Origin of the sequence: Microbacterium foliorum, assembly GCF_006385575.1 — a bacterium.
Classification (GTDB): Bacteria; Actinomycetota; Actinomycetes; order Actinomycetales; family Microbacteriaceae; genus Microbacterium; species Microbacterium foliorum_B.
Window position 1 is genome coordinate 3,385,862 of record NZ_CP041040.1, and the last position, 23,206, is coordinate 3,409,067.

Annotated in this window: 22 protein-coding genes; 10 read left to right on the forward strand and 12 right to left on the reverse strand. The window is 69.1% G+C overall.

Annotated features, from left to right (window positions below):
* Positions 1-7: 7 nt before the first annotated feature.
* From FIV50_RS16335 to FIV50_RS16350, 4 genes are read left to right on the forward strand one after another with little or no spacing between them, the layout of a single operon-like run.
* Positions 8-1,168 carry a PP2C family protein-serine/threonine phosphatase gene (locus FIV50_RS16335; protein ID WP_140038344.1) on the forward strand — a complete coding sequence of 387 codons (1,161 nt, stop codon included), beginning with the start codon at positions 8-10 and terminating at the stop codon, positions 1,166-1,168.
* A complete protein-coding gene (locus tag FIV50_RS16340) occupies positions 1,165-3,126 on the forward strand; it encodes a glycosyltransferase family 2 protein (protein WP_140038345.1) in 1,962 nt (653 codons plus the stop codon). Before FIV50_RS16335 ends, FIV50_RS16340 begins: the two co-directional genes overlap by 4 nt.
* Positions 3,110-3,442, forward strand: a complete 333-nt coding sequence (locus FIV50_RS16345) for an STAS domain-containing protein (RefSeq protein ID WP_140038346.1) — start codon at positions 3,110-3,112, stop codon at positions 3,440-3,442. The genes FIV50_RS16340 and FIV50_RS16345 overlap by 17 nt, the downstream gene beginning before the upstream one ends.
* On the forward strand, positions 3,432-3,866 hold the full coding sequence (locus tag FIV50_RS16350) for an ATP-binding protein (protein WP_140038347.1): 435 nt from the start codon (positions 3,432-3,434) through the stop codon (positions 3,864-3,866). The genes FIV50_RS16345 and FIV50_RS16350 overlap by 11 nt, the downstream gene beginning before the upstream one ends.
* Positions 3,867-3,915: 49 nt before the next feature.
* Here FIV50_RS16350 and FIV50_RS16355 read toward each other — a convergent pair whose 3' ends face one another.
* Positions 3,916-4,356 carry a DoxX family protein gene (locus FIV50_RS16355; RefSeq protein WP_140038348.1) on the reverse strand — a complete coding sequence of 147 codons (441 nt, stop codon included), beginning with the start codon at positions 4,354-4,356 and terminating at the stop codon, positions 3,916-3,918.
* A 206-nt stretch (positions 4,357-4,562) separates the two neighbouring features.
* On the opposite strand from FIV50_RS16355, the gene FIV50_RS16360 reads away from it, so the two are divergent.
* Positions 4,563-5,207 (forward strand): Pr6Pr family membrane protein, encoded by a 645-nt coding sequence (locus FIV50_RS16360; RefSeq protein ID WP_140038349.1) that lies wholly within the window; start codon positions 4,563-4,565, stop codon positions 5,205-5,207.
* A gap of 21 nt (positions 5,208-5,228) precedes the next feature.
* On the opposite strand, the gene FIV50_RS16365 is transcribed toward FIV50_RS16360, so the two are convergent.
* From FIV50_RS16365 to dnaK, 5 genes are read right to left on the reverse strand one after another with little or no spacing between them, the layout of a single operon-like run.
* Positions 5,229-6,650: an FAD-dependent oxidoreductase gene (locus FIV50_RS16365; RefSeq protein WP_258184315.1), complete on the reverse strand. Its 1,422-nt coding sequence runs from the start codon at positions 6,648-6,650 to the stop codon at positions 5,229-5,231.
* Positions 6,651-6,708: 58 nt separating this feature from the next.
* Positions 6,709-7,140: a heat shock protein transcriptional repressor HspR gene (locus tag FIV50_RS16370; protein WP_140038351.1), complete on the reverse strand. Its 432-nt coding sequence runs from the start codon at positions 7,138-7,140 to the stop codon at positions 6,709-6,711.
* Between the two features lie 43 nt (positions 7,141-7,183).
* Complete coding sequence (locus tag FIV50_RS16375; protein ID WP_140038352.1) at positions 7,184-8,173, reverse strand: DnaJ C-terminal domain-containing protein; 990 nt, start codon at positions 8,171-8,173, stop codon at positions 7,184-7,186.
* Between the two features lie 7 nt (positions 8,174-8,180).
* Positions 8,181-8,816, reverse strand: coding sequence for a nucleotide exchange factor GrpE (locus FIV50_RS16380; RefSeq protein ID WP_140038353.1), 636 nt, complete (start codon positions 8,814-8,816; stop codon positions 8,181-8,183).
* A 2-nt stretch (positions 8,817-8,818) separates the two neighbouring features.
* A complete protein-coding gene (gene dnaK / locus FIV50_RS16385; RefSeq protein ID WP_140038354.1) occupies positions 8,819-10,681 on the reverse strand; it encodes a molecular chaperone DnaK in 1,863 nt (620 codons plus the stop codon).
* Between the two features lie 171 nt (positions 10,682-10,852).
* On the opposite strand from dnaK, the gene FIV50_RS16390 reads away from it, so the two are divergent.
* Positions 10,853-11,821, forward strand: a complete 969-nt coding sequence (locus tag FIV50_RS16390; protein WP_258184316.1) for an NAD(P)/FAD-dependent oxidoreductase — start codon at positions 10,853-10,855, stop codon at positions 11,819-11,821.
* 35 nt (positions 11,822-11,856) lie between these two features.
* Positions 11,857-12,555: a hypothetical protein gene (locus FIV50_RS16395; protein ID WP_140038356.1), complete on the forward strand. Its 699-nt coding sequence runs from the start codon at positions 11,857-11,859 to the stop codon at positions 12,553-12,555.
* A 42-nt stretch (positions 12,556-12,597) separates the two neighbouring features.
* Here the strand turns inward: FIV50_RS16395 and FIV50_RS16400 are convergent, their stop codons facing one another.
* Positions 12,598-13,059 carry a DUF3817 domain-containing protein gene (locus tag FIV50_RS16400; protein WP_140038357.1) on the reverse strand — a complete coding sequence of 154 codons (462 nt, stop codon included), beginning with the start codon at positions 13,057-13,059 and terminating at the stop codon, positions 12,598-12,600.
* A 70-nt stretch (positions 13,060-13,129) separates the two neighbouring features.
* Here FIV50_RS16400 and FIV50_RS16405 point away from each other — a divergent pair, with 70 nt between their 5' ends.
* Positions 13,130-14,047, forward strand: coding sequence for a helix-turn-helix transcriptional regulator (locus FIV50_RS16405; RefSeq protein WP_140038358.1), 918 nt, complete (start codon positions 13,130-13,132; stop codon positions 14,045-14,047).
* Between the two features lie 22 nt (positions 14,048-14,069).
* Here FIV50_RS16405 and FIV50_RS16410 read toward each other — a convergent pair whose 3' ends face one another.
* The gene (locus FIV50_RS16410; RefSeq protein WP_140038359.1) at positions 14,070-15,275 is read right to left on the reverse strand and encodes an MFS transporter; all 1,206 of its coding nucleotides are present in this window, start codon (positions 15,273-15,275) and stop codon (positions 14,070-14,072) included.
* Between the two features lie 277 nt (positions 15,276-15,552).
* On the opposite strand from FIV50_RS16410, the gene FIV50_RS16415 reads away from it, so the two are divergent.
* Positions 15,553-16,446, forward strand: a complete 894-nt coding sequence (locus FIV50_RS16415) for a serine protein kinase RIO (RefSeq protein ID WP_140038360.1) — start codon at positions 15,553-15,555, stop codon at positions 16,444-16,446.
* Positions 16,447-16,467: 21 nt separating this feature from the next.
* On the opposite strand, the gene speB is transcribed toward FIV50_RS16415, so the two are convergent.
* From speB to FIV50_RS16435, 4 genes are read right to left on the reverse strand one after another with little or no spacing between them, the layout of a single operon-like run.
* Positions 16,468-17,418, reverse strand: coding sequence for an agmatinase (speB, locus tag FIV50_RS16420; RefSeq protein ID WP_140038361.1), 951 nt, complete (start codon positions 17,416-17,418; stop codon positions 16,468-16,470).
* Positions 17,419-17,420: 2 nt separating this feature from the next.
* Positions 17,421-19,067 carry a thiamine pyrophosphate-binding protein gene (locus FIV50_RS16425; RefSeq protein ID WP_308810378.1) on the reverse strand — a complete coding sequence of 549 codons (1,647 nt, stop codon included), beginning with the start codon at positions 19,065-19,067 and terminating at the stop codon, positions 17,421-17,423.
* On the reverse strand, positions 19,064-20,752 hold the full coding sequence (locus FIV50_RS16430) for an amidohydrolase (RefSeq protein ID WP_140038362.1): 1,689 nt from the start codon (positions 20,750-20,752) through the stop codon (positions 19,064-19,066). Before FIV50_RS16430 ends, FIV50_RS16425 begins: the two co-directional genes overlap by 4 nt.
* Positions 20,749-22,071, reverse strand: a complete 1,323-nt coding sequence (locus FIV50_RS16435) for an MFS transporter (protein ID WP_140038363.1) — start codon at positions 22,069-22,071, stop codon at positions 20,749-20,751. The genes FIV50_RS16430 and FIV50_RS16435 overlap by 4 nt, the downstream gene beginning before the upstream one ends.
* 222 nt (positions 22,072-22,293) lie before the next feature.
* Here FIV50_RS16435 and FIV50_RS16440 point away from each other — a divergent pair, with 222 nt between their 5' ends.
* Entirely contained in the window at positions 22,294-23,193 is a 900-nt protein-coding gene (locus FIV50_RS16440; protein ID WP_140038364.1) for an Lrp/AsnC family transcriptional regulator, read from the forward strand.
* The last annotated feature ends 13 nt before the right edge of the window (positions 23,194-23,206 follow it).

Here is a 23,206-nt window from a genome sequence, read left to right on the forward strand (position 1 = left end):
GCGGAGCATGTTCGACGAGCTCAGAAGACAGCAGGCACTCGAGGAACTCGGGATCCTGGACACCCCACGGGATGAACGGGTCGATCGAGTGGCCCGGCTGGCGAAGCAGATGTTCGGCGTGCCGATGGTGAGCGTCTCTCTCCTCGACGGCGATCGCCAGTGGCGCAAGTCCGAGATCGGCCTCGGTGGCGACGAGGCCCCGAGGCAGGATTCGTTCTGCGACTACACGGTCGGCCAGGACCGCACGGTCGTGATCGAGGATGCCAGCGCGACCGAGACGTTCGCCACGAACCCGTTCGTGATCGGCGATCCGCACCTCCGGTTCTATGCCGGCCATCCGCTCCATGCACCCGGCGGAGAGCCTGTCGGCACCCTATGCGTGCTCGACACGGAACCCCACTCGTTCTCGGAGGCGCAGCGCGGCCTGCTCCGCGACCTCGCCTTCTGGGTGCAGAGCGAGATCGCCTCCGACGTCGAACTCGATCAGGCCACCCTGATCCAGAGCGCACTGAGACCGCAGTCGATCCCCACGATCACCGGATACACGGTCGCGGGTGGCGGTGCCTCGCGCGGCCGCCTGGCGGGAGACTTCTACGATCTGCGTCTGCATGACGGGGCTCTGCGGATCACCCTCGCCGATGCGATGGGCAAGGGCACGGGCCCGGCCATCGTCGCGGCCGGGGTGCGTGCATCGCTGCGCACGGCTCCCGACCGCAGCATCGCCGAAGCGATCGCCGACGCCGACCGCCTTCTCGAGGAGGACCTCTCGGAGACGACGATGTTCGTCACGGCCGTGCACGCCGAGCTGCAGCCCGAGACCGGCGACCTCGAGGTGATCGACGCCGGTCACAGCCTGGCGTTCATCCTGCGCGGCGACGGCTCGTGGGAGCATCTTCGTTCGACCGGCCTGCCTCTCGGAATGGGCGCCGCACTGCCCGACCAGGACGCTCGCGAGTCGCGGCACACCCGCCTCGAGCCCGGCGACGCGTTCGTCTGCTGCAGCGACGGTCTGCTCGACGTGCTCGACGCCGACGATCCCTTCGCCCACGTCGCCAGGGTGCTCGACACGCTCGGCCCCGACGGAGCGATCGGCGAGGCTCTGCGACTCATCTCGGACGACCGGGCGACCGACGACATCACCGTGGTCGTGGTGAGGCGCGACGCATGACAGCTCGCTTCGCGGCCATCCGGATCATCGCCGTCCTCTCGGTGCTGCTGGGAGTGAACTACGTCGCTTGGCGGTGGATGGAATCGGTCAACTGGTCGGCGTGGTGGATCGCCGTGCCCCTCGTGATCGCCGAGACCTACAGCCTGATCGACACCTTCTTCTTCTGCCTGACGATGTGGCGGGCCAAGGAGCGCCCGGCACCCGTCTCCCCGCCCCAGGGCACGGTCGACGTGTTCATCGCGACCTACAACGAGCCGATCGAACTCGTGATGACCACGGCACGCGCCGCTCGAGGGATCGCGTACCCTCACACGACCTGGATCCTCGACGACGGAGCCCGCCCCGAGCTCGAGCAGGCTGCTCGTGAGGCCGACATCGGCTACCTCACCCGCTCGGACGACTGGACCGGCAAGCCGCGCCACGCGAAGGCCGGCAACCTCAACAGCGCGCTGTTCGAGACCGACGGGGAGTTCCTCCTCATCCTCGACGCCGACCAGATCCCCGACCCGCTGATCCTGCACCGCACCCTGGGATACTTCGCCGACGACCCCGAGGTCGCCGTGGTGCAGACGCCGCAGTGGTTCATCAACGTCGACGAGGCCGACCCTCTCGGCAGCCAGGCACCGCTGTTCTACGGCCCCATCCAACAGGGCAAGGACGGATGGAACGCGGCGTTCTTCTGCGGGTCCAACGCCGTGCTGCGTCGCGACGCACTGATGCAGTTGGGCATCATCGGCTATGTGCGCGAGGTGACCGACACCGCAGCGCGCGCGCTGCGCACCTCCGAGACCCTGATCGAGAAGGAGATGCGCTCGGCATCCGATCCGGAGCTCCGCCGCGAGCTCTTCGCCCTGCACGTGGCGATCGGCCGGAGCCGTCGCGATCTCGCCGCCGGCGCCCCCGTCAGGGAGGTCGCGGATGCCGTACTGGCTGCGGTGCACAACGCCTCGGTGATCCTCGTCGCCAAGGACCTCGCCGGCATCCGATCCGATCTCGCAGAGCTGGGATCGCTTCCGATCGCTCACGACGCGCAGCTCGATGCGATCGTCGTCGACGAGGTGGGCCTCACCGCGCTCGCCGACTCCGATCTCTCCCCCATCACCGCACTGGATGCCGTCAGGGCGCTGCTCGACGCACTCCGGCTCGATCGAAGCGATGAGGCGCAGCCGATCCTGCCCCTCGCCACGATCTCGGTGACGGAGGACATGGCCACGGCGATGCAGCTGCACTCGCTGGGCTGGCGCAGCGTCTACCACCACGAGATCCTGGCCAAGGGGCTCGCCCCCGAGGATCTTCGTACGATGCTGACGCAGCGGCTGCGCTGGGCGCAGGGCACCCTGCAGGTCATGCTGCGCGACAACCCGCTCGCGAAGCGCGGGCTGTCGATCGGCCAGCGGCTGATGTACTTCGCCACGATGTGGAGCTATCTGTCCGGGTTCGCCGCCGTGGTCTACCTCACGGCGCCCGTCGTCTACCTCGTCTTCGGCGTGCTGCCCGTGACCGCCTGGTCGGTGGACTTCTTCGTGAGATTCCTCCCCTACTTCCTGGTCAACCAGGTGCTGTTCCTCGTGGTCGCCAAGGGGTTGAGAACCTGGCGCGGGCAGCAGTACTCGCTCGCGCTCTTCCCGGTCTGGATCCGCGCCTGCTGGACCGCGTTCGCCAACGTCGTGTTCCACCGCCCCCTCACGTTCGCCGTGACACGCAAGGACGGGCGGGATCCCCGTGGAGTGCCGTGGCGCGAGATCTGGCCGCAGCTGACCGCGATGGTCGTGCTCGGCATCGCCCTCGTGATCGGCGTGACCAAGGTCATCATCGGCACCGGCGACGGCACGGGAACTCTCGTCAACACGGTGTGGGTGCTGTACGACCTCGTCGTGCTCAGCGTCATCATCCAAGCCGCCCGCTACCGCGGACCGGCCCGAACCCTCGAGGAGGAGAACCATGGATCTCAGAACTGACATCAGAGACGGCTTCGCCGTGATCGCCCTGTCCGGCCGCCTCACGGCGACGGGAGCACCACTGCTGCGCAAGGCGGTCAACGACCTCGTCGCCGGTGGCGACTCGCGGATCGTCATCGACATGACCGAACTGCAGTTCGTCGACTCGTCGGGGCTCGGCGCTCTCGTCGGCGGGCTGAAGAGCGCCAGGGTCGCGGGGGGCGATCTGCGTATCGCCGCGGTGCCGGAGGCCGTCCGGACGGTGCTGCACCTGACCAACCTCGACCGCGTCCTGCTCGACCACCCCACGCCCGAGACGGCGTTCGATGGGCGCTGACCGGCGCACCGCGCACGTCGCGGGCCTTGCCGGCCCCGCCTTCGTCGAGCACGTCCTCGACGCCCTCGACGCGCTGTGGCAGTCTGCCCCGCACGTGACCCCCGAAGATCGCACGCTGTTCGCACTGGCGGTCAGCGAGGTGTCGACGAACATCGCCGCGCACGGCGAGGCACAGGCCGAGCCGGATGCCGGCATCACCGTCGAGGTCGACATCGAGGTGGGCACCGACGAGCTCGTCGCGACCTTCGTCGACACGGCCGATCCGGCGAGGATCGACTGGGATGCGGTGGCGATGCCCGGCGTCGACAGCGAGAGCGGCCGCGGCCTGGCCCTGACGACCGCTGTGCTCGACGACTTCGAGCACAGCGTCGACGCGACCGGCAACACGTGGGTGCTCCGGCGCCGTCTCACTCCTTCCGCCTGAGCCCGGCACCGGGCGCCGCCGCGCGGCAGCCGCCGTCAGGCCGACTTCGTCAGCTGAGCCAGGCGGGAACCCGGCCGCGCAGGAAGGCGCCGTCGATCGAGAACCGCCCGGCGCCGGTGAGCGCGAGAGCCAGCGCGGCCGCACCGAGCACGGCGACGAACTCGTATCCGCCCTCACCCACCCAGAGCCCCGCAGCGAGGTGCACGAGCACCAGTGCCACCACCATGTCGATCGCGAGCAGGATGCCGGCGAGGCGGGTGAAGAGGCCGAGCACCAGCAGGATGCCGCCGATCAGCTCGACGAAGGCGACGAAGGGAGCGGCGATCTCAGGCATGGGCACCCCCATTCCCGCGAAGCTGCCGATGGTGCCGGGGATCGTGTGTTCGAAGATCTTCTGCGCTCCGTGAGCGGCGAATACGGCGCCGACCACGACGCGCAGGACGAGCAGTCCCAGCGAGGCGGCGGCAGAGGGGGCGGTGGTGTTCGTCATGAGGAGGTGTTCCTTCGTGGCAGGACACCGCGCGCCAGGCGCGGAGCAGGGGCTATCCCTGCCTCCACGCTATTCAGGCCACTTTTCCGTCTCCTGTGCGCACGTCACCGTAGCCCCGACCACTGCCGCCTTCCGTAGACTCGCCGGATGGGAGATGCGCCGTCTGGACGACGATGCGCACAGCCGGAAAGGGGCATGGGGCGAGAGTGAGGGCACGATCGGCGTTCGGCGTGCTGCGCTTGGCCACGGCCGCAGTGTGCACCGTCGCGCTCGTGCACCGGCTGTTCTGGGGCCTCAGCTCCCGATCGATCGCGGGCGAGAACTTCTTCGCGTATCTGACGGTCCAGTCCAACTGCGCGCTCGTGGTGGTGCTGCTGATCGGCGCGGTGCTCGCCTTCATCCGAGCGACGGATCCTCGCTGGTTCACCGTCGCCCTGGCGCTCGTGCTCACCTGGACCATCACGGCAGGACTCGCCTTCGCGCTGATCGTCTGGCAAGCGGGGCTGCGCGGCATCCGCGTCGACGTTCCCTGGTCTGATCAGGTGCTGCACTTCTGGCTGCCTGCGTGCACCGCCATCGCCTGGGTGCTCACGCCGGGCCACCGCGGCGTGCCGTGGTGGGTGGTGCCCACGGCGCTCACCTTCCCCCTCGCATGGGGCGGCGTCACGATGTGGCGCGGGCCGTCGGTGGGGTGGTATCCGTACTACTTCCTCGACCCCCGACAGGTCTCCGGCCCTCCCGAGTTCCTGCTCACCAGCGCCGTGGCGCTGGCGATCTTCGCGCTCGTCGCGACATTCATCGTGCTGGCCAGCCGGATGCGACGACGCGGTCAGGAGCGCCCGGAGGTCTGAACCCCTTCAGCCAGGTGCGGTTCAGGCAGGCGAGGCGAGGAACGGCGCGAGTGAGGCGATCGCCGCCTCGAGCGCCTTCTGCTCGCTCAGCTCGGCGAACGTGCCTGCCGCTTCTCCGCCGACGATGCCCACCACGACGTTCTCGCCGGTGGCCGGTGCGAGATTGATCCAGGTGCGGATCAGCGCATCGCCGCCGACGACGTGCCAGACCGTCGCAGCGGACTCGGCTTCAGCATCGGCTTCAGCATCGCCTTCGGGCTCGGGCTCGGGCTCGGGCTCCGACACGATCAGGGGATCGTCGAAGCGCAGCCAGACCGTCTCGATGAGTCCCATGCCGAGCTCGGCGATGGCACCGCGGTGGCCGAAGGGCAGCGCGGGAGCGAACTCCAGGCCCTCGCCCTTCAGCACGCCCAGCGGCACCGTGATCAGGACTCGGTCGAACGACAGCGACTCTCCCGAGGCGATGCCGAGGCTGACGCCCGCCTCGTCGTAGGCTACGCGACTGACGGGCGACGAAAGGCTCAGCTTCGCGCCCTCGAGAAGCTCGTCGATGGCCGGGGTCAGGTCGCCGAGGGGTGCCACCATCTGGTCGGCAGGGAGCCGAGGGGGGAACCACGTCGACTCGTCGGAGGCATCGGCCCCCGATGCGGCCGCTATCGAGGCGAGCAGCGCCGCGAGTCCCGGCTCCTCAGGGTCAGCGCCCGCTGCCGTCAGCGCATCCTCGAGCGACGAGTCGGTCGGCCCCTGCTGGGCGGTGGCGATCGCCGCCTGCACCGGTTCGATCGGCACCGGCTCGACGTCTCCGTCGGTCGATCGCCACAGCGAACCGGCGATCGGAGCCGTCCGGATGTCGCGCGCATTGAGAGTCTCGAGCAGGACGTCGTCGTAGGAGCCGAGCAGCCAGCCGCCCAGCTGCGCCGGGAAGGGCCAGGCCGTGTCGTCGACGACCGAGTGGACGCGGCCGCCGACACGGTCGCGCGCCTCGAACACCGTGACCTGCAGCCCCTCCGCGACGAGTCGGGCGGCGGCGGCGGCACCGGCGAGACCCGCGCCGACGATCGCCACACGCTCACCGCTGTCGGCGGCACGAAGAAGCTCGTCGGCTGCTCGGTCTCCGGATCGGAGCGCTGCGGCGATCGTGCCCGGCGCCTCGACATCGGTCGCTTCGCCCGAGAAGAACAGCCGGTCGTCGATCGGCTCGGCCAGCGCCTCGCGCGCCCTCGCCTGCGTGCCGACCGGAGTGAAGCTCGCAGCGCCGAGCGCGAACGGGTCGGTGGTCCACGAGCTGCGGGCGAACGCAGCGGGGGTGATCGCCCCGGCGGTCGGCTTCGGAGTGGGCGAGCGGTCGGGCGTGGGCGACGGCGCCGGCTCGGGTGTGCAGGAGGCCAGAAGGACTCCCAGGACACCGGCTCCGGCGCCCATCAGCAGTGTGCGACGCGTCATCCTCATCGTGTCGCAACGATACCGCGCGCGGATGGATGACGTGCGCGGCGGGCGTGTCTCAGCTCCGGCCGCTGCCCGGGTGCCAGAGCACGACTTCGGCCGAACGGCGGATGCGGCGGCCGCTCGGCACCGGGATGACCCCGGCGGATCCTGCGGCGAACACGCGCATGCCCGGACGATTGTCTCGCTCGGCGCGCAGCGCGGCGTCGAGCTCGGCGACGCGACGTCGCAGCATCCGGTTCTCGTCTTCGAGGTCGAGAACGCGCGCGATCGCCGGAAGGCTCATGCCTTCGGATGACAGCTGGGCGACCTCGCGGAGCTGTTCGATGTTGCGGGTCGAATAGCGACGAGAGCCGCCGGAGGTGCGACCGGGCACCACGAGTCCGATGCGGTCGTACTGTCGCAGGGTCTGCGGGTGAAGACCCGAGAGCTGGGCGGCGACGGCGATCGCGAACACCGGGGTGTCGGCGTCCATGCGCTGGTCAGCCATGTTCCCTCACCTCTTCCTCGGTGTTCGCGTTCGTCATGATCTTCTAGCGCCTGGCCTTCGCCATGAGGTCGGCGCGCGGGTTATCCGCCGGCTCGAGCGACTGGAACTTCTCCAGTGCCTCCCGAGCCGCCTCGTCGAGGTGCGACGGCACCGCGATCTGCAGCTCGGCGAGCAGGTCGCCCGTGCCCTTCGAGGTGGTGACACCGCGACCCTTGACGCGCAGGACGCGCCCCGACGGCGTGCCGGGCGCCACACGGAGCTTGACCGTGTCGCCACTGAGCGTGGGAACCTCGATCGTCGCGCCGAGTGCTGCCTCGGTGAAGGTCACCGGAACGACCACGCGCAGGTTCAGCCCTTCACGGGTGAACACCGGATGCGGTCGCACCGCGATCTGCACCACGACGTCGCCGTTCTCCCCGCCGTCCGGCGAGGGGCGACCGCGTCCGCGGAGCCTGATCTTCTGCCCGTCGGCGACGCCGGCCGGGATCTTCACCTTGAACGGCTTGCCGTCGTCTCCCTGCAGGCTGATCGTCTCACCCTGCACGGCGGTGGCGAAGTCGAGCGTGGTGCGCGCCGTGACATCGGCCCCCTTCTGGGGTCCGCCGAAGCCGCGGTATCCGCCGGAGGTCTGCCCGAAACGGCCGGAGCCGAACGAGCCGCCCTGACCCTGATTGAACATCGCGAAGATGTCCTCGAAGTCGGCGGACTGCTGCTGCCCGCGCCCCTGCTGCCCGAACCGGCTGAAGACGTCTTCGAAGCCGCCTGCTCCTGCACCGCCCGCCGTGAAGCGTGCGCCCGAGCCCATCGCGCGGATCTCGTCGTACTCCTTGCGCTGTTCGGCATCCGAGAGCACCGAGTACGCCTCGCTGATCTCTTTGAACTTCGCCTCCGCCTTCTCGTCACCCTGATTGGAGTCGGGGTGATACTTGCGAGCGAGCTTGCGGTACGTCTTCTTGAGATCGGCGTCGCTGACGTCCTTCGAGACCCCGAGGATCTTGTAGAAGTCCTTGTCGAACCAGTCCTGGCTAGCCATCGATCACCTACTCTGCGGGTACGGCGACGACGACCTTCGCGGGACGCAGCTCGACGTCACCGAGGCGGTAACCCACCTCGACGACCTCGAGCACCGTGGTCTTGTCGGCGCCCGGGGTGGGCTGCTGGAAGATCGCCTCGTGGCGCTGAGGGTCGAACTCCTCGCCCTTCTCGCCGTACGAGACGACACCGAGACGCTCGACGACCGTGCGCACCTTGCCGGCGATCACGGCGAAGGGCGTGCCCTCGACCAGATCACCGTGCTGGGCGGCGCGATCGAGATCGTCGAGCACGGGGATCAGGCCCTTGGCGGCCTCGCCCTTCGCGCGCTCGATCTCGACCTGGCGCTGCTCTTCGGTGCGGCGGCGGTAGTTGGCGTACTCGGCCTGGAGGCGCTTGAGGTCGTTGAGCAGCGCGTTCTCGGCGTCGGCGATCGCGTCATCCCCCGCAGCGGCCTCAGCCGTCTGGTCGGCGTTCAGGATGTCGTCGATCGTGAAGTCCGCGTCGTCAGAGCCTTCCGCAGCCCGGGCCTCGTCAGAGTCCGGGTTGTGCGGCGCGGGGCCGGATGCCTGAGCATCCGACCCCTCGCTGTGACCTTCGGCGGGCTCAGGAACCTGATTGTCGTCGAAGTTCTTGTCCGTCATGATTACTTCTTCTCGTCCTCGTCGTCGACGACCTCGGCGTCGATGACATCCTCGTCGGAGGAGCTGTCATCGGCCGGAGCCTCGCCCGCGGCGTCGGCGCTCGGAGCGCCCTCCGCCTGGGACTGTGCGTAGATGGCCTCGCCGATCTTGCCCTGCGACTGGTTCAGCTTGTCGAACGCGGTCTTCACGGCCTCGTCGTCTTCGCCGGCCAGAGCCGTCTTGAGAGCGTCGACGTCGGCCTTGACCTCGGTCTTGACGTCTTCGGGCAGCTTGTCGTCGTTCTCGGTGATCAGCTTGTCGATCGAGTACGCGAGCGTCTCGGCCTGGTTGCGGACCTCGGCGGCCTCACGGCGCGCCTTGTCTTCAGCCGCGTGCTCCTCGGCCTCGCGCACCATGCGCTCGATGTCCTCCTTCGACAGCGACGAGCCGCCGGAGATGACGATCGACTTCTCGGTGCCGGTGCCCTTGTCCTTGGCGGACACGTGCACGATGCCGTTGGCGTCGATGTCGAACGTGACCTCGATCTGCGGGATGCCACGGGGAGCCGGGGCGATTCCGGTGAGCTCGAACGTGCCCAGCGGCTTGTTGTCGCGGGTGAAGTCGCGCTCGCCCTGGAAGACCTGGATCGCGACGGACGGCTGGTTGTCGTCTGCCGTGGTGAAGGTCTCGCTGCGCTTGGTCGGGATGGCCGTGTTGCGCTCGATGAGCTTGGTCATCATGCCGCCCTTGGTCTCGATGCCGAGGCTCAGGGGGGTGACGTCGATGAGCAGGACGTCCTTGCGCTCGCCCTTGAGGACACCGGCCTGAAGGGCGGCGCCCACGGCGACGACCTCATCGGGGTTGACGCCCTTGTTCGCCTCTTTGCCGGTCTCGCGCTTGACGAGCTCGGCGACGGCGGGCATGCGGGTCGATCCACCCACGAGCACGATGTGATCGATGTCGGCGACCTTGATGCCGGCTTCGCGGATGACGTCCTCGAACGGCTTCTTGGTGCGGTCGAGCAGGTCCTTGGTGAGGTCCTCGAACTTCGCGCGGGTGATGGTCTCGCTCAGCGACACCGGGCCCGACTCGGTCAGCGACAGGTAGGGGAGGTTGATGCTGGTGCTGGTCGAGGAGGAGAGCTCCTTCTTGGCCTGCTCGGCAGCCTCCTTGAGACGCTGCAGGGCGATCTTGTCGCCCGAGACGTCGACGCCGGTGGTCTCCTTGAACTGCTTGATCAGGTGGTCGACGAGGCGCTGGTCCCAGTCGTCACCGCCGAGGCGGTTGTCACCTGCGGTGGAGCGCACCTGGATGGTCGAGAAGTCGTCGTCCTTGCCCACCTCGAGCAGCGAGACGTCGAACGTTCCGCCACCGAGGTCGAAGACCAGGATGAGCTCGTCTTCCTTGCCCTTGTCGAGGCCGTAGGCCAGAGCAGCGGCGGTGGGCTCGTTGATGATGCGCAGGACGTTGAGTCCCGCGATCTCGCCGGCCTCCTTGGTGGCCTGACGCTCGGCGTCATTGAAGTACGCGGGGACCGTGATGACGGCATCCGTCACCGTGTCGCCCAGGTACGACTCGGCGTCGCGCTTGAGCTTCTGGAGGATGCGCGCGGAGATCTCTTGCGGCGTCCACTTCTTGCCGTCGACGTCGAACGTCCAGTCCGTGCCCATGTGGCGCTTGACGGATGCGATGGTGCGGTCGACGTTCGTGACGGCCTGGCGCTTCGCGGTCTCGCCGACGAGCACCTCGCCGTCCTTCGTGAATGCGACGACCGAAGGGGTGGTGCGGAAGCCCTCGGCATTGGCGATGACCTTCGGCTCGCCACCCTCGAGGACGCTGACGACGGAGTTCGTCGTACCGAGGTCGATTCCAACAGCACGTGCCATGTGATTCTCCTTAGTTGCTGAGGTTGATATGGGTCTGAAAATCCGGGGCGATCAGGGAAACCTGAGTCGCGATGACTCAACTGTACTCCGACCTCCGGAGGCTGTCAAATGAAGTTGATACGACCTGGCTCAACTTTATCCTCCGCCCGTCCGAGGTGGCAGACTGAGGCTGTGCGAACGCCTGACACGGACACCTACGACGTGCTCGTGATCGGCGGTGGCCCTGCGGGACTGTCCGCCGCTCTCAACCTGGGGCGTTCGCTCATGCGCGTGCTCGTGGTCGACGCCGACCGCCCGCGCAACGCCGCCACCCTGAACTCGCACGGCTTCCTCACGCGTGACGGGGTGGCCCCGCACGAGCTGCGCCGCATGGCCCGCGACGAGCTCGCCGCCTACCCCAACATCGAGGTGCGCACACGCGTCAGGGTGCTCGAGCTCCGCAGGTCGGCGGATGCAGGGGCTGAGGCTTCGGATGCAGGGGACGCCCTCTTCACGGCATCCATCGGCCGCAAAGATCCCACCGACATGGTCACCGCCCGGAGCGTGCTGCTCGCGACGGGTCTGCACGAGACCCTTCCCGACGTCCCGAACCTCCGCGGCTTCTACGGCATCAGCCTGTTCAGCTGCGCGGCCTGCGACGCGTGGGAGCTGCGGGGGCGGCGACTCGCCCTCATCGGAGAGACGCCCGACCTCGCCGACCGCGCTCGACTCATCTCGCGTTGGACCGAGAGCCTCACCGTCTTCACCCTCGGAGCAGACACGGTCACGCGGGAGGAGGAGGCCGACCTCGCCTCGTCGGGAGTCGCCGTGCTGCGGCATCCGATCGCCGAGCTCGTCGGAGACCGCGGGCGCATCGAGGCGATCAGGCTGACCGACGGCACCGTCGTCGCCGTCGAGGGCGGATTCGTGCGGCCCGAGTGGCAGACCGATCTGTCGTTCCTGCACGGCTTCGCACCCGCGATCGACCGCGACGGGCACCTCGTCACCGATCGGTCGGGGCGCACCGACATCCCAGGGCTCTACGCCGCCGGCGATGCGGCGATCCCCGGCCCCCAGCAGCTGATCGTCGCAGCCGGCGCCGGCGCGAGGGTCGCCTCCGTCATGGTGCACGACGCGGTCGGCATCGCCACGGCGCACTGACTCGGCCGCCTCACCCGCGGACTAGGCTGACCGGCATGACGCGCATCTCGCAGGTCTCTCCGCTGGTCCGCCTCGCCGCCGTGTCGGTGGTCGCCCTGGCGGTGCTGCCGCTGAGCGGGTGCCTGTACGCGCAGATCCCCGTGAACACGCCCGACGGCGACGGCCCCGACCCCTCCCCGACCGCGATCCCGTCGGAGCAGCCCTCCGACGAGCCCTCCGAGGAGCCCTCCGGCGATCTGCCCTCGACCATGACCTTCGCAGACGGCGCCGACATCCCGGCAGCGGCGTACATCCAGTGGGGCGACGGGCTGATCGCCGACGACGGCTGGAAGATCGTCAAGCCGGACGACGGCAACGGAGGCTGGACCTACGGCACGATCGACGACACCTGCACGGCTCAGTTCTGGCAGGGCCTCATCCCCGATGTGCCGACGGTGACCGGCGACGACAGCGTCAGATCAGATGCCATGCTTGCCATGCTCCTCGGTGAGGCGGACGCCGCCGCGATCACCCCGCTGGCGACGACCGGGTCATTCAGCTATCAGGTCGGCGGCAACACCGACGTCGAGAACCGGCAGGTCGTCGGCGAAGCAGCCGAGCGCCAGTGGGCGATGGCCACGCGGGCCTTCACCGCGACGGGGGTCGGGCTCTACGTGATCGTCGACTGCACCGGCGGTGACATGCAGGCCACGATGGCCGAGGTCATCGACAAGAACGCCGTCGTCATCCAGTGACGCCGGCCGCCCGACATCCGCTCTGCTGAGCTCGGGCGGAACTCACTTGCCGCCGGGCGGGCCCACGAGCAGCAGGATCACGTACAGCGCGACGATGCCGACGGCGAGCAGGATCGCCAGAACCCACGGGCGGCGCAGGAACCAGCGCATGAGCCGGTCGTACCAGCGCGCATCGCGCGGGTCCTGCGTCTGCTCCAGTCGCCACTCGCCCGCCAGGCGGCCGGTGCGGTGCAGCCAGATCTCCATCGGGATCGTCGCGTAGGGAACGATGGCGCTCGCCACGGCGAGGGTCGCGACGCCGAGGTGCCAGCGCTGGTTGAGCGCGACGAGCACCGCCGTCGCGGCGTACGCGAGGAACACGAAACCGTGGATGCCACCGCCGATGGTGACGACGACACCGGGTGCGCCGACGGCACGGGCGATGATCGCCGAGATCAGGATGGTCCAGGTGATCGCCTCCGCGATCGCGAGAACTCGGAACAGGCGGTCGGGTGTGCGGAACACGGGACTCCTCGGGTGGGGGTCCGTCCAGCGTATCCGGAATAGCTATGCGCCCCCGGGCGTTGCCGAAGGCATGGTGACCGTCGACTCCGCAGCCCTCGGGCACGTGCTCGACTCCGTCGACCTCCGTGTCGGCATCGTCCGCCGCGTCGCCCTCAGCACCGGTGGCCTGCTGCCGATCCCCTCGGGCGCGGCCACCCTCGTCTACATCGCCGCGGGCTCGGTGCACGGGCATCCTCCACTGACCACCGGATGCCGTCTCGACGTCGACCGTGCAGCGCAGATCGTGACCGTGGACGATCGCCCGCTGCACACGAACCTGGTCGCCGGAGACGCGTTCCTGACGCTCGGCCGCGCGTCGATCGCCCTCGAGGCCGGCGAGGTGACCGACCTCGTCGTCGTCGACCTCGAGTTCTCCGACAGCGCCGCGATGATCGCCGCGCTCCTTCCCGATCCGATCACCGTCATGTCGTTCGCCGCGCTCGAACCCGCTGCAGCCGCACTCGCCGGAAGCATGGGACCCACCGATCCCGCCACGTGCCCCTCACGCCAGGGCGACCCGGTGATCTGCCGGATGATGGCGCAGACCGTGCTGCTCTCGGTGATCCGCGCGTGGGCGGCGAACGGCTGCGCGCCGGCCGGCTGGCCCTCGGTCTCGAACGATCCCTTCCTCGATCGCGTCGTCGAGGCGATCCATGAGCAACCAGGGCGCGACTGGACGGTCGAGCGCCTCGCGAGCGTCGGGGCGATGTCGCGGTCGGTGTTCGCCGAGCGGTTCCGCAGCGCGATCGGCCGCTCGCCCGCCGACTACGTCACCGAGGTGCGCGTCGACGCGGCGAAGCGGATGCTGAGCGAGGGGCGCTCGGTCAGCGAGACGTCGCGCGAGTTGGGCTACGCCTCGGACGAGGGGTTCAGCCGCGCGTTCCGCCGCCGCACCGGGATGACTCCGTCAACCTGGCGCGCATCACAGCTCACCGCGGTCCCGGCCTGAGCCCACCGTCCCCGAGCCCCGGTCAGGCGAGCTTCGCCGCCGCGACGCTCCGGCGGTTCGACATTCCGAAGAGCACGGCGCCGACCAGCAGAGACACCGCCCCGAGCACGTAGACGAACTCCACGTCGAGCGTGTCGACGAGCAGCCCGCCGACACCGGCGGCGATCGTGATCGCTCCCTGGAATCCCACCACGACGAGGCTTCCGCCGGCTTCGAGACGGTCGGGCGTGCGGTGCCCCACCCACGTGTTGATCACGAGCAGCCACGACGAGAAGAAGAAGCCCCAGACGAGCACGACGATCGCGATGCCGAGCACCGAGCCCGACAGGAAGATCATCGACAGCACCGACACGGCGATCACCAGTGGGGCGAACACTGCGAAGAAGCCGAAGGTGCGGTCGATGAAGAACCCGAGACCGAGGTTGCCGGCAAGGCCTCCGAGTCCGAAGAGGGCGAGCAGGAGGATGATCGTCGACGGCTCGATCTCGGGGATGCGCTCGAGCGCGAGTCGCACGTATGTGTAGGCGAGGAAGTGACCGAGCACGACGAGCACGTGCCCGACCATGCCGAGCCCGATGCCCGGACGACGCAGGGTGTCGACGAGGAGCCGGATGCTGGCCCCCTGCTCGGCCGGGACCGACGGGAGCATGAACCGCAGCGCGACGGCCAGCAGCACCATGAGCACACCCGCGATCGCGAACACCGTCTGCCAGTCGACGATCTCGCTGAGCATCACGCCGAGCGGCACTCCGGCGACGGTGGCGAGCGAGACGCCGGCCGAGGTGAACATGACGCCCCGCCCGAGGTGTTCTGGGCCTGCCAGGCGTGCGGCGACAGTGATCGACATGGCCCAGAAGGCGCTGATCGCGGCGCCGAGCAGGAACCGCGCGAGCAGCACGATGATCAGGTTGGGTGCGATCGCGACGATGAGGTTCGACACCGCTGCGGCGAGCGCCATCCAGACGAGCAGCGAGCGGCGGTCGAGGCGGGGGAAGATCAGCCCCACCGTCGGCGCCACGATCAGACCGACGAGCGCGGTGACCGTGACGGTCTGACCGGCCTGACCGGGAGTCACGCCGAGGGCGTCGGCCATCTCGGTGAGCACGCCGTTGGGCAGGAACTCGGCCGTCACGAGCAAGAAGCCCATCAGCATCAGCACGATGAGGCCGCCATAGCGGATGCTCTCGGTGCGGGCGGTCGTCACGGGTACGGGCGCGGTCGTCGTCATGGTTCCACGCTCGCAGGTGTCGGGGGCGCTCGCCCGACGCGGCGTCCACGGCATCCGACCATTCGTCCGGACCGCGCGACCAGACGGGAAACCCGGGTCTGGACAGCATCCGACCGCACCCCCTAGGCTCGACGACGCACCGGGGTTCTCCCGGAAGGCCCAGCGAGAGGAGTGGATGACATGAACACCGTCTCTGTCGTGCCCCTCGCCGACATCCTTCCTCTCGAGGCCTCCCGCTCCTGATCCGCGCGTGGCCTCCCTCTCTCGGAGCCACATCGTGTCTGATCTCTTCGCTTCTTCAGAAGCATCCGCCTCTTCTCGTCTTTCCGCTGCGTCGACGTTCGACGCCTCTCCTTTCGAATCCGTTCCCACGTTCGCCGACGTCGAACCCGGCGACCAGCAGCGCTGGACCACCTGGCCGGCGATCACGCCGTCGGAGCGTGGACCGCTCCCCTGGCCCGACTGGGTCGTGACGAGCGCCGGCGCGCTCGACACCGAACTCGGCATCCTCAAGACCGGCAAGGAGGCCGACGTGTTCCTGCTCGAACGCGCCGTGCCGGACGACCCGACCCAGCGCACTCTGCTCGCGGCCAAGCGATACCGCGACAGCGACCACAGCAGCTTCCACCGCTCGGGCGTCTACACCGAGGGCCGCAGCACCAGGAACACCCGCGACACCCGCGCCCTCGCGAAGAAGTCCGAGCACGGCCGAGCCGTCGCCGCCGCGCAGTGGTCGTTCGCGGAGTTCGACGCGCTGAGCCGCATGTGGGAACTCGGAGCGCCCGTGCCCTACCCCGTGCAGGTCAACGGCACGGAGCTGCTGATGGAGTTCATCGGCAGCGATTCGGGGGTCGCGGCGCCCCGGCTGGCGGCCGTGCGCAGCGATCGGGCCGAACTCGACGGTCTCTTCGACCAGGTCGTCGACCTCATGCGCATCTTCGCCACGGCGGGCTTCGCCCATGGCGACCTCTCGGCGTACAACCTGCTCGTGCACGACGGGCGCGTGCGGGTGATCGACCTGCCGCAGATCGTCGACATCATCGCGAACCCGCAGGGACTCGACCTGCTGCATCGCGACTGCGTCAACATCTGCGACTGGTTCACCCGCCGCCGCGTCGAGCGCGACGCAGAGGAGCTCTTCGCAGAGATGCTCGCGGCGTCGTATGCGTGAGCGGCGCCGTCGACGTGACCCTCAGTCGCGGCCGATGCGGGCGGCGAGCAGCGACACCAGCTCGTACACGACGTGGCTCGCCGCGATGCCGGTGATCTGCGCGTGGTCGTAGGCGGGTGACACCTCGACGACGTCTGCGCCGACGATGTCGCGATCGCTCAGCGCACGCAGGATCCGCAGCAGCTCGCGGCTGGTGAGCCCACCCGCCTCGGGCGTGCCGGTGCCGGGGGCGTGGGCGGGGTCGAGCACGTCGATGTCGATCGACACATAGAGCGGCTTGTCGCCGACGCGCTGCAGGATGCGCTGGATGCCGGCCTCGACGCCGTGCTCTTCGATGTACTCGCTCGACACGATCGAGAAGCCCAGGCGCTCATCGTCTTCGAGGTCCTGCTTCGAGTACAGCGGCCCTCGGGTGCCCACATGGCAGCTCGCGGTGAGGTCGATCAGCCCCTCCTCGCTCGCCCTGCGGAACGGTGTGCCGTGGGTGATCGGTGCACCGAAGTAGGTGTCCCACGTGTCGAGGTGCGCGTCGAAGTGCAGCACGGCGACCGGGCCGTGCTTCGCCGCCACCGCCCGCAGCAGCGGCAGCGCGACCGTGTGGTCGCCACCGATCGTGACGATGCGCTGCACCTGCTCGCCGAGCGCGAGCGCGGCGCGTTCGACCTCGGTCACCGCCTCGGTGAGGTCGAACGGATTGACCGGGATGTCACCGGCATCCACCACCTGCGCGACCGCGAACGGCGACACGTCCTGCGCGGGGTTGTAGGGGCGCAGCAGGCGCGAGGACTCGCGCACGTGCGACGGGCCGAAGCGGGTGCCCGGCCGGTAGCTCACGCCGGAGTCGAAGGGGATGCCGACGACGGCGATGTCGGCGCGAGGCACGTCTTCGATCCGCGGCAGACGGGCGAAGGTCGCGATCCCCGAGTACCGGGGATTCACGGAGGCGTCGATGGGGCCCACGTTCTCTGTCATGTTCAGTCCTGTCTCTGCATGGGGATGTGCACGAGCTGCACTCCGCCGGCGGCGATGGCGTCGCGGATGCTCGGCACGATGTCTTCTCGGTCGTCGACCCGGCGCCCCGTGGCGCCGAACGCGGTCGCGAGGGCCGCCCAGTCGGGCTGCACGAGGTCGACGCCGACGGGCGTCATGCCACGGTCGATCTCGTTCTGGCGGATCTCGGCGTAGCCGCCGTTGTCGACGCACACGATGGTCACGTCGAGCCGCTGCTCCACGGCCGTCACGAGCTCGTTCACGCAGAACATCAGCGCGCCGTCTCCGATCACGGTGACCACGGGATGCTCGGTCTGCGCGACCCGCGCACCGATGGCGGCAGGCAGGCCGTAGCCGAGCGTCGCGTAGGTGGGTGTGTAGAGCAGCGAGTGCGGATGCTGCGAGCGCAGCACGCTGCCGAGCGCCATGTAGACGATCTGCGAGGAGTCGCCGGCGACGATCGCATCGTCGGGAAGCGCCTCGGCGATGAGCTCGGCCAGCGCGACCGTCTCGGGCGCGGTGTCACGCATCTCGGCGTCGATCGCGGCGCGCTCGACCGTGAGGTCGCGAGCGGGGCGACCGCCGTCGGGCAGGAGCGCGAGCAGCGCGGCGCCGACCGCCGCAGCGTCGCCGACGATGCCCACGGTCGCGTCGAGGTTCTTGTGCACCTGCAGCGGCGAGATGTCGATGCGCACGACCGCACCGCGCGCCTCCAGCTTCGGCGCCCACAGCTCGGCCTCGCCGAGCTTCGAGCCGATCACGAGCACGACGTCGGCGTCCTCGGCGACCTCGCGGGCCGCGGCGAGACGCAGGTTCGAACCCAGCGACAGCGGATGCCGCTCATCGACGACCCCCTTGCCGTTGAGCGTGGTGAGCACCGGGGCACCGAGGCGTTCGGCGATGGTCGTGACCTCGTGCGCGGCATCGACAGATCCGCCGCCCGCGACGATCACCGGCCGCTGCGCATCCTGCAGCAGACGTGCGGCCTCGGCCAGCGCTGTGCGATCACCCGACACCCGCGGGGGCATCGCCCTGGGGTGGCGCGCCTCCGCGGGGACATCGGCCGGGGTCTCGAGCACGTCGAGGGGGATCTCGATGTGCACGGGGCGGGGGCGGCCGGTCCGGAAGAGCGCGAACGCGTCGTGCACGGCCTCGACCGCTTCGTCGGCGCTGGTCACGCGACGCGACCACTCGGCGATCGCGCCGACCATGGCCGTGGCATCCTTCGTCTCGTGCAGCGTGCCGACGTCGGCGAACTCCGACCCGAGCGGCACGCCCGGCGACAGCACGATCATCGGCCGCGACTCGCAGAACGCCGTGCCGATCGCGCTCATCGCGTTCTGCAGGCCGGGTCCGGACGTCGTGATCACGACACCGGGCAGCCCTGTCTGCTGCGCCCAGCCGTCGGCACCGTAGCCCGAGCCCTGCTCGTGACGGTTCGTCACCGCGCGGATGCCGAGGTCGGCGAGCGGACGGTACAGCTCGAGGTTGTGCGTGCCGGGGATGCCGAACACGGCGTCCACTCCGTAGCCACGGATGGTCTCGAGCACCGCGCGGCCGGCGGTATCGGCATAACGGTCGTCGCTCATGCTCGCACCCTCGCTCATGCCGTCGCTCATGCCGTCGCTCATGCCGACGCCATCGCCGCGGCAGCCACGTGGCGACGGGCACCGTCGACCCACGTCTCACGCACGGCGATCGACGAGATGTCGTCGGCGTCGACGGCCAGTGGGTCGTCGGAGAGGACGACGAAATCGGCGTACTTGCCGATTTCGAGCGACCCGAGGTCGTCTTCACGGCCGATCGAGACGGCACCTTCGATCGTGTGCGCGCGCAGAGCCGAGAGGGCGGAGACGCGCAGGTCATCAGGTCCGAGCGTGTGGCCACGACGGGTCACGCGGGTGACAGCCGTCTGAATCGCCTCGAGCGGGATGGGCTCTGCCACGGGTGCGTCCGACGAGATCGTGAAGGGCACCCCCGCTCGCTCGAACTCGCCGAGCGGGTTGAAGCGCTCGCCCGGAGTGCCGATCGCCTCTTCCACTCCCTCACCCCAGTTGAAGTAGTGCTGGGTCTGGTTGACGGGGCGGATGCCGGAGGCAGCCATCCGGTCGATCTGCTCGGGCGTGGGCAGGCCGCAGTGCTCGATGCGGTGACGCGCATCGGAGTCGGGGCGTTCGGCGAGCGCCGCCTCGATCGCCGACACGACCATCTCGATCGCGGTCGGCGACTGCGCGTGCGTCGCCGTCTGCAGACCTGCGGCGTGCGCCCTGCTGATCAGCGCCGCGTATTCGGCGGGCTCGTGGTAGAGCTGACCGGTGCGGCAGGGGTCGCCCACGTACCCGTCGGGGAAGTACGCGGTCCAGCCGCCGAGCGTGCCGTCGGCGTAGAGCTTGATGCCGGCGAAGCTGAGGTGGGCGTTTCCGAACTGGCCGACGAGGCCCATCTCGAGCGCCTCGTCGAGCAGGTGCGACAGCAGGTACATCGACACACGCAGCTCGAGGCGGCCCGCCTCGGCGAGGCGCAGGTACATGTCGAACTCCCGGCGCGTCACCTGGCAGTCGCCGATCGAGGTGACTCCCCCCGCGAGGAACCGCTGGGTCGCAGCATCCAGCTGACGGAGGTGCTCCTCCGGCTCGTCGGCGAGATGGAAGTTCGGTCCGTGGTGGCCGATCTTCACCCCGTGCACGCCCGTGAGGATGTTGCACGCGGCATCCGAGAGCTCGCCCGTCAGCTCGCCGTCGGCGTCGTGGAAGAACTCGCCGCCGTCCGTGTTGGGGGTGTCGCGGTCGACGCCGTTCTTCGTGAGCGTGTACGAGTTGACGACGCCGCCGTGGCCCGAGGCGTTCATGAGGTACACCTCGCGGTCGGTCGCGACCTCGTCGAGCTCGAAGCGGGTGGGATGCCGCTTCTCGGCGAGGTTGCGCTGCTCGTAGCCGTAGCCGCGCACCGGCCGACCGGCCGGCGCGTCGACCGCCGCGGCCTTCAGCAGCGCCACGATCTCGGGGATGCTGTCGGCCTTCTCGGGTCCGCAGTCGACCCAGGTCATCAGCTGCCCGAACATCAGGGGGTGCGCGTGCGCATCGACGAACCCGGGCACGACGACCGCGTCGCCGAGGTCGACGCGCTCGGGCACGAGCCCCGCACGGTCGGCGGCCGCCTGGCACTCGTGCGCCGTGCCGATCGCGACGATGCGGCCGCGGTCCGTGAGCATGGCGGTCGCGGTCGTGGCATCCGCATCCACCGTCTGGATCACGCGAGCCGTGACCAGCTGTGGCGTCGTCTGGGCGGAGCGGTCGAAGGGAGTGAGCTTTCTCATGGCAGCCTGTTCGCGGTCGTGTCGGTGCGGGCGGTGAACGATGCCGTGACCGGGGCCTCATCCGAGTGCTGCGGGGCGAGCTTCGTGCAGATGCCGGCGATCACCGCCATACCGGCGAACATCGCGAGGACCGACCAGATGTTGCCTGTCCAGGCGATCAGCTGCGTCGCGAACCAGGGCGAGAAACCGGCCCAGATCGCGGCACCGACGCCGTAGGCCAGCGCGATCGACGTGTACCGGGACTGCGGGCGGAACATCTGCGCCAGCAGGGCGGCGATCGGGGCGTAGGTCGCGCTCATCGCGATGCGCACCAGCGAGGCGAAGAGGAAGATCAGTGGTTCGACGCGCCCCGGGAGGATCAGCAGGAACGGGACGAAGGTGAGCACCGAGGTGATCAGACCGATGTACATCACGTTCTTGCGGCCCCACTTGTCGCCCAGCCAGGCGACCGGCAGAGTCACCACGAACTCCACGAACGAGGCGATCGTCATCGCGTCGAGGATCACGCGCTCGTCGATCGCGATCGGGTCGCCCGTCGCGTAGGCCGTCGCGAAGGTCGTCGCGAGGTAATAGCCACCGGTCGAGATGGGCAGGATGCCGATGCCGAGGAGAATCGGGCGCCAGTTGGTGCGCAGGGCGTAGGCCAGAGGCATCGACTGCTTGCGTCCCTCGATCTTCGCCTCGAAGACCGGGGTCTCCTCGACGCGGTAGCGCACCCAGAACCCGACGCCGACCAGCACGATCGACAGCAGGAACGGGATGCGCCAGCCGCCGTTGATGATGAAGTCGTCGCCGACGCGCGACATGATCGCGAAGATGCCCGAGGCCAGCAGGGCGCCGGCCGGGTTGCCGAGCTGCGTGAAGCCGCCGTAGAAGGTCTTCGACTTCTCGGGTGCGTGCTCGACGCTCATCAGCACCGCGCCGCCCCATTCGCCGCCGACCGCGAGTCCCTGCACGGCGCGGAGCAGTATCAGGAGGATCGGAGCGAGGATGCCGATGTTCTCGTACGTCGGCAGGCAGCCGACGAGCACGGTCGCCGCGCCCATCAGCAGCAGCGTGATGACGAGCGACGTGCGCCGGCCGAGCTTGTCGCCGATGTGACCGAAGATGATGCCGCCGAGGGGGCGGACGAGGAACGCGACGGCGAAGGTCGCGAAGGCCGCGGCGGTCTCGGCGAGCCGGTCGCCGCTCGGGAAGAACAGCGGGCCGAAGACGAGGGCGGCGGCGGTCGCGTAGACGTAGAAGTCGTACCACTCGATGGTGGTGCCGACGAAGGCGGCGAAGCCTGCGCGTCGCGCCTTGGTGTGGGTGGAAGTCATGTGTGACCCGCTCCTTTGCGGAAGATGTCGGATAGCGAAGGATGCTACGGACGCGTCGACGAGAGGACAAGGGCAGAACTCCAGCGTGAGGGTCGATTCACTGACGTTGTGTTCGCAGAGTCGCGCACAATGGGCCTACCCAGCCGTCGCGATGACTTCTACACTGCATTTATGCACCTGCGACAGCGCGTTCGCGGGAAACTGACGAATGTGGGCTGAACCATGGATTTCGACGCCGAACTCATCCGTGCTCTCCAGGAAGACGGTCGCGCCAGCATCCGTTCGCTGTCGCTGGGTCTCGGGCAGTCGAGAGCCGCGGTCGCGGCCCGTCTGCGTACGATGCTCGACGATCGCACCGTGCGCGTCGTCGCCGCGGTGGATCCGGTGTTCCTCGGCCAGCATGTGCTCGCGCACGTGTCGATCCGCACCGATGGAGCCGTCGAGATCGTCGCCGAGCACCTGCGCGACATGAGCGAGACCGTGCTCGTCTCGGCGGTCGGCGGAGCCCACGACCTCGTCACCGAGGTGCGACTGGGATCGATGGCCGATCTGCACGACCTGCTGGCGCAGATCCGAGCGATCGACGGCGTGCTGGACATCAACACGATCATCTACTCCACCGTCGTGAAGGGCTTCTTCGTCTCTGAGTACCACGGCGACGTCACGCTCGACACGGTCGACGAAGACCTCATCGAACGGCTGCAGTCCGACGGGCGGATGAGCTTCCGCGCGCTGGGCGAGGCCGTGCGCCTCTCGCCCTCGGCCGTCGCGACGCGGGTGCAGCGGCTGATCGACGGCGGGGTGATCAAGATCAGCGCCGTGGAGGCCAGGGGCCTCGCGCACCGACAGCTGTCGATGGGTGTCGGGCTGAACCTCAACCACGACGACGAGGCGGTGATCGAGGAGCTGAAGACCGGGCGAGGGATCGACTTCGCCGCCCGCACCCTCGGGCGCTTCGACGCGGTGGCCACACTCGTCGAGCCCTCGGCAGGGGCGCTGTACGCGAGTCTCGAGCGTCTGAGGTCGCTCGCCGGCGTCACCCGCATCGAAGCATGGCTGCACCTGGCCGTGCTCAAAGAGGACTACGCGCGGACGCTGCGCGAGCCGATGCCCCACCCCTGACGTGCGGCGCGCC

Bases quoted from the DNA above. Each gene is read 5' to 3' on its own strand.
- FIV50_RS16335 (WP_140038344.1), top strand. From the start codon at position 8: ATGTTCGACGAGCTCAGAAGACAGCAGGCACTCGAGGAACTCGGGATC.
- FIV50_RS16340 (WP_140038345.1), top strand. From the start codon at position 1,165: ATGACAGCTCGCTTCGCGGCCATCCGGATCATCGCCGTCCTCTCGGTG.
- FIV50_RS16345 (WP_140038346.1), top strand. From the start codon at position 3,110: ATGGATCTCAGAACTGACATCAGAGACGGCTTCGCCGTGATCGCCCTG.
- FIV50_RS16350 (WP_140038347.1), top strand. From the start codon at position 3,432: ATGGGCGCTGACCGGCGCACCGCGCACGTCGCGGGCCTTGCCGGCCCC.
- FIV50_RS16355 (WP_140038348.1), bottom strand. From the start codon at position 4,356: ATGACGAACACCACCGCCCCCTCTGCCGCCGCCTCGCTGGGACTGCTC.
- FIV50_RS16365 (WP_258184315.1), bottom strand. From the start codon at position 6,650: ATGACGCGTCGCACACTGCTGATGGGCGCCGGAGCCGGTGTCCTGGGA.
- FIV50_RS16370 (WP_140038351.1), bottom strand. From the start codon at position 7,140: ATGGCTGACCAGCGCATGGACGCCGACACCCCGGTGTTCGCGATCGCC.
- FIV50_RS16375 (WP_140038352.1), bottom strand. From the start codon at position 8,173: ATGGCTAGCCAGGACTGGTTCGACAAGGACTTCTACAAGATCCTCGGG.
- FIV50_RS16380 (WP_140038353.1), bottom strand. From the start codon at position 8,816: ATGACGGACAAGAACTTCGACGACAATCAGGTTCCTGAGCCCGCCGAA.
- dnaK (WP_140038354.1), bottom strand. From the start codon at position 10,681: ATGGCACGTGCTGTTGGAATCGACCTCGGTACGACGAACTCCGTCGTC.
- FIV50_RS16395 (WP_140038356.1), top strand. From the start codon at position 11,857: ATGACGCGCATCTCGCAGGTCTCTCCGCTGGTCCGCCTCGCCGCCGTG.
- FIV50_RS16405 (WP_140038358.1), top strand. From the start codon at position 13,130: ATGGTGACCGTCGACTCCGCAGCCCTCGGGCACGTGCTCGACTCCGTC.
- FIV50_RS16410 (WP_140038359.1), bottom strand. From the start codon at position 15,275: ATGACGACGACCGCGCCCGTACCCGTGACGACCGCCCGCACCGAGAGC.
- speB (WP_140038361.1), bottom strand. From the start codon at position 17,418: ATGACAGAGAACGTGGGCCCCATCGACGCCTCCGTGAATCCCCGGTAC.
- FIV50_RS16425 (WP_308810378.1), bottom strand. From the start codon at position 19,067: ATGAGCGACGGCATGAGCGACGGCATGAGCGAGGGTGCGAGCATGAGC.
- FIV50_RS16430 (WP_140038362.1), bottom strand. From the start codon at position 20,752: ATGAGAAAGCTCACTCCCTTCGACCGCTCCGCCCAGACGACGCCACAG.
- FIV50_RS16435 (WP_140038363.1), bottom strand. From the start codon at position 22,071: ATGACTTCCACCCACACCAAGGCGCGACGCGCAGGCTTCGCCGCCTTC.
- FIV50_RS16440 (WP_140038364.1), top strand. From the start codon at position 22,294: ATGGATTTCGACGCCGAACTCATCCGTGCTCTCCAGGAAGACGGTCGC.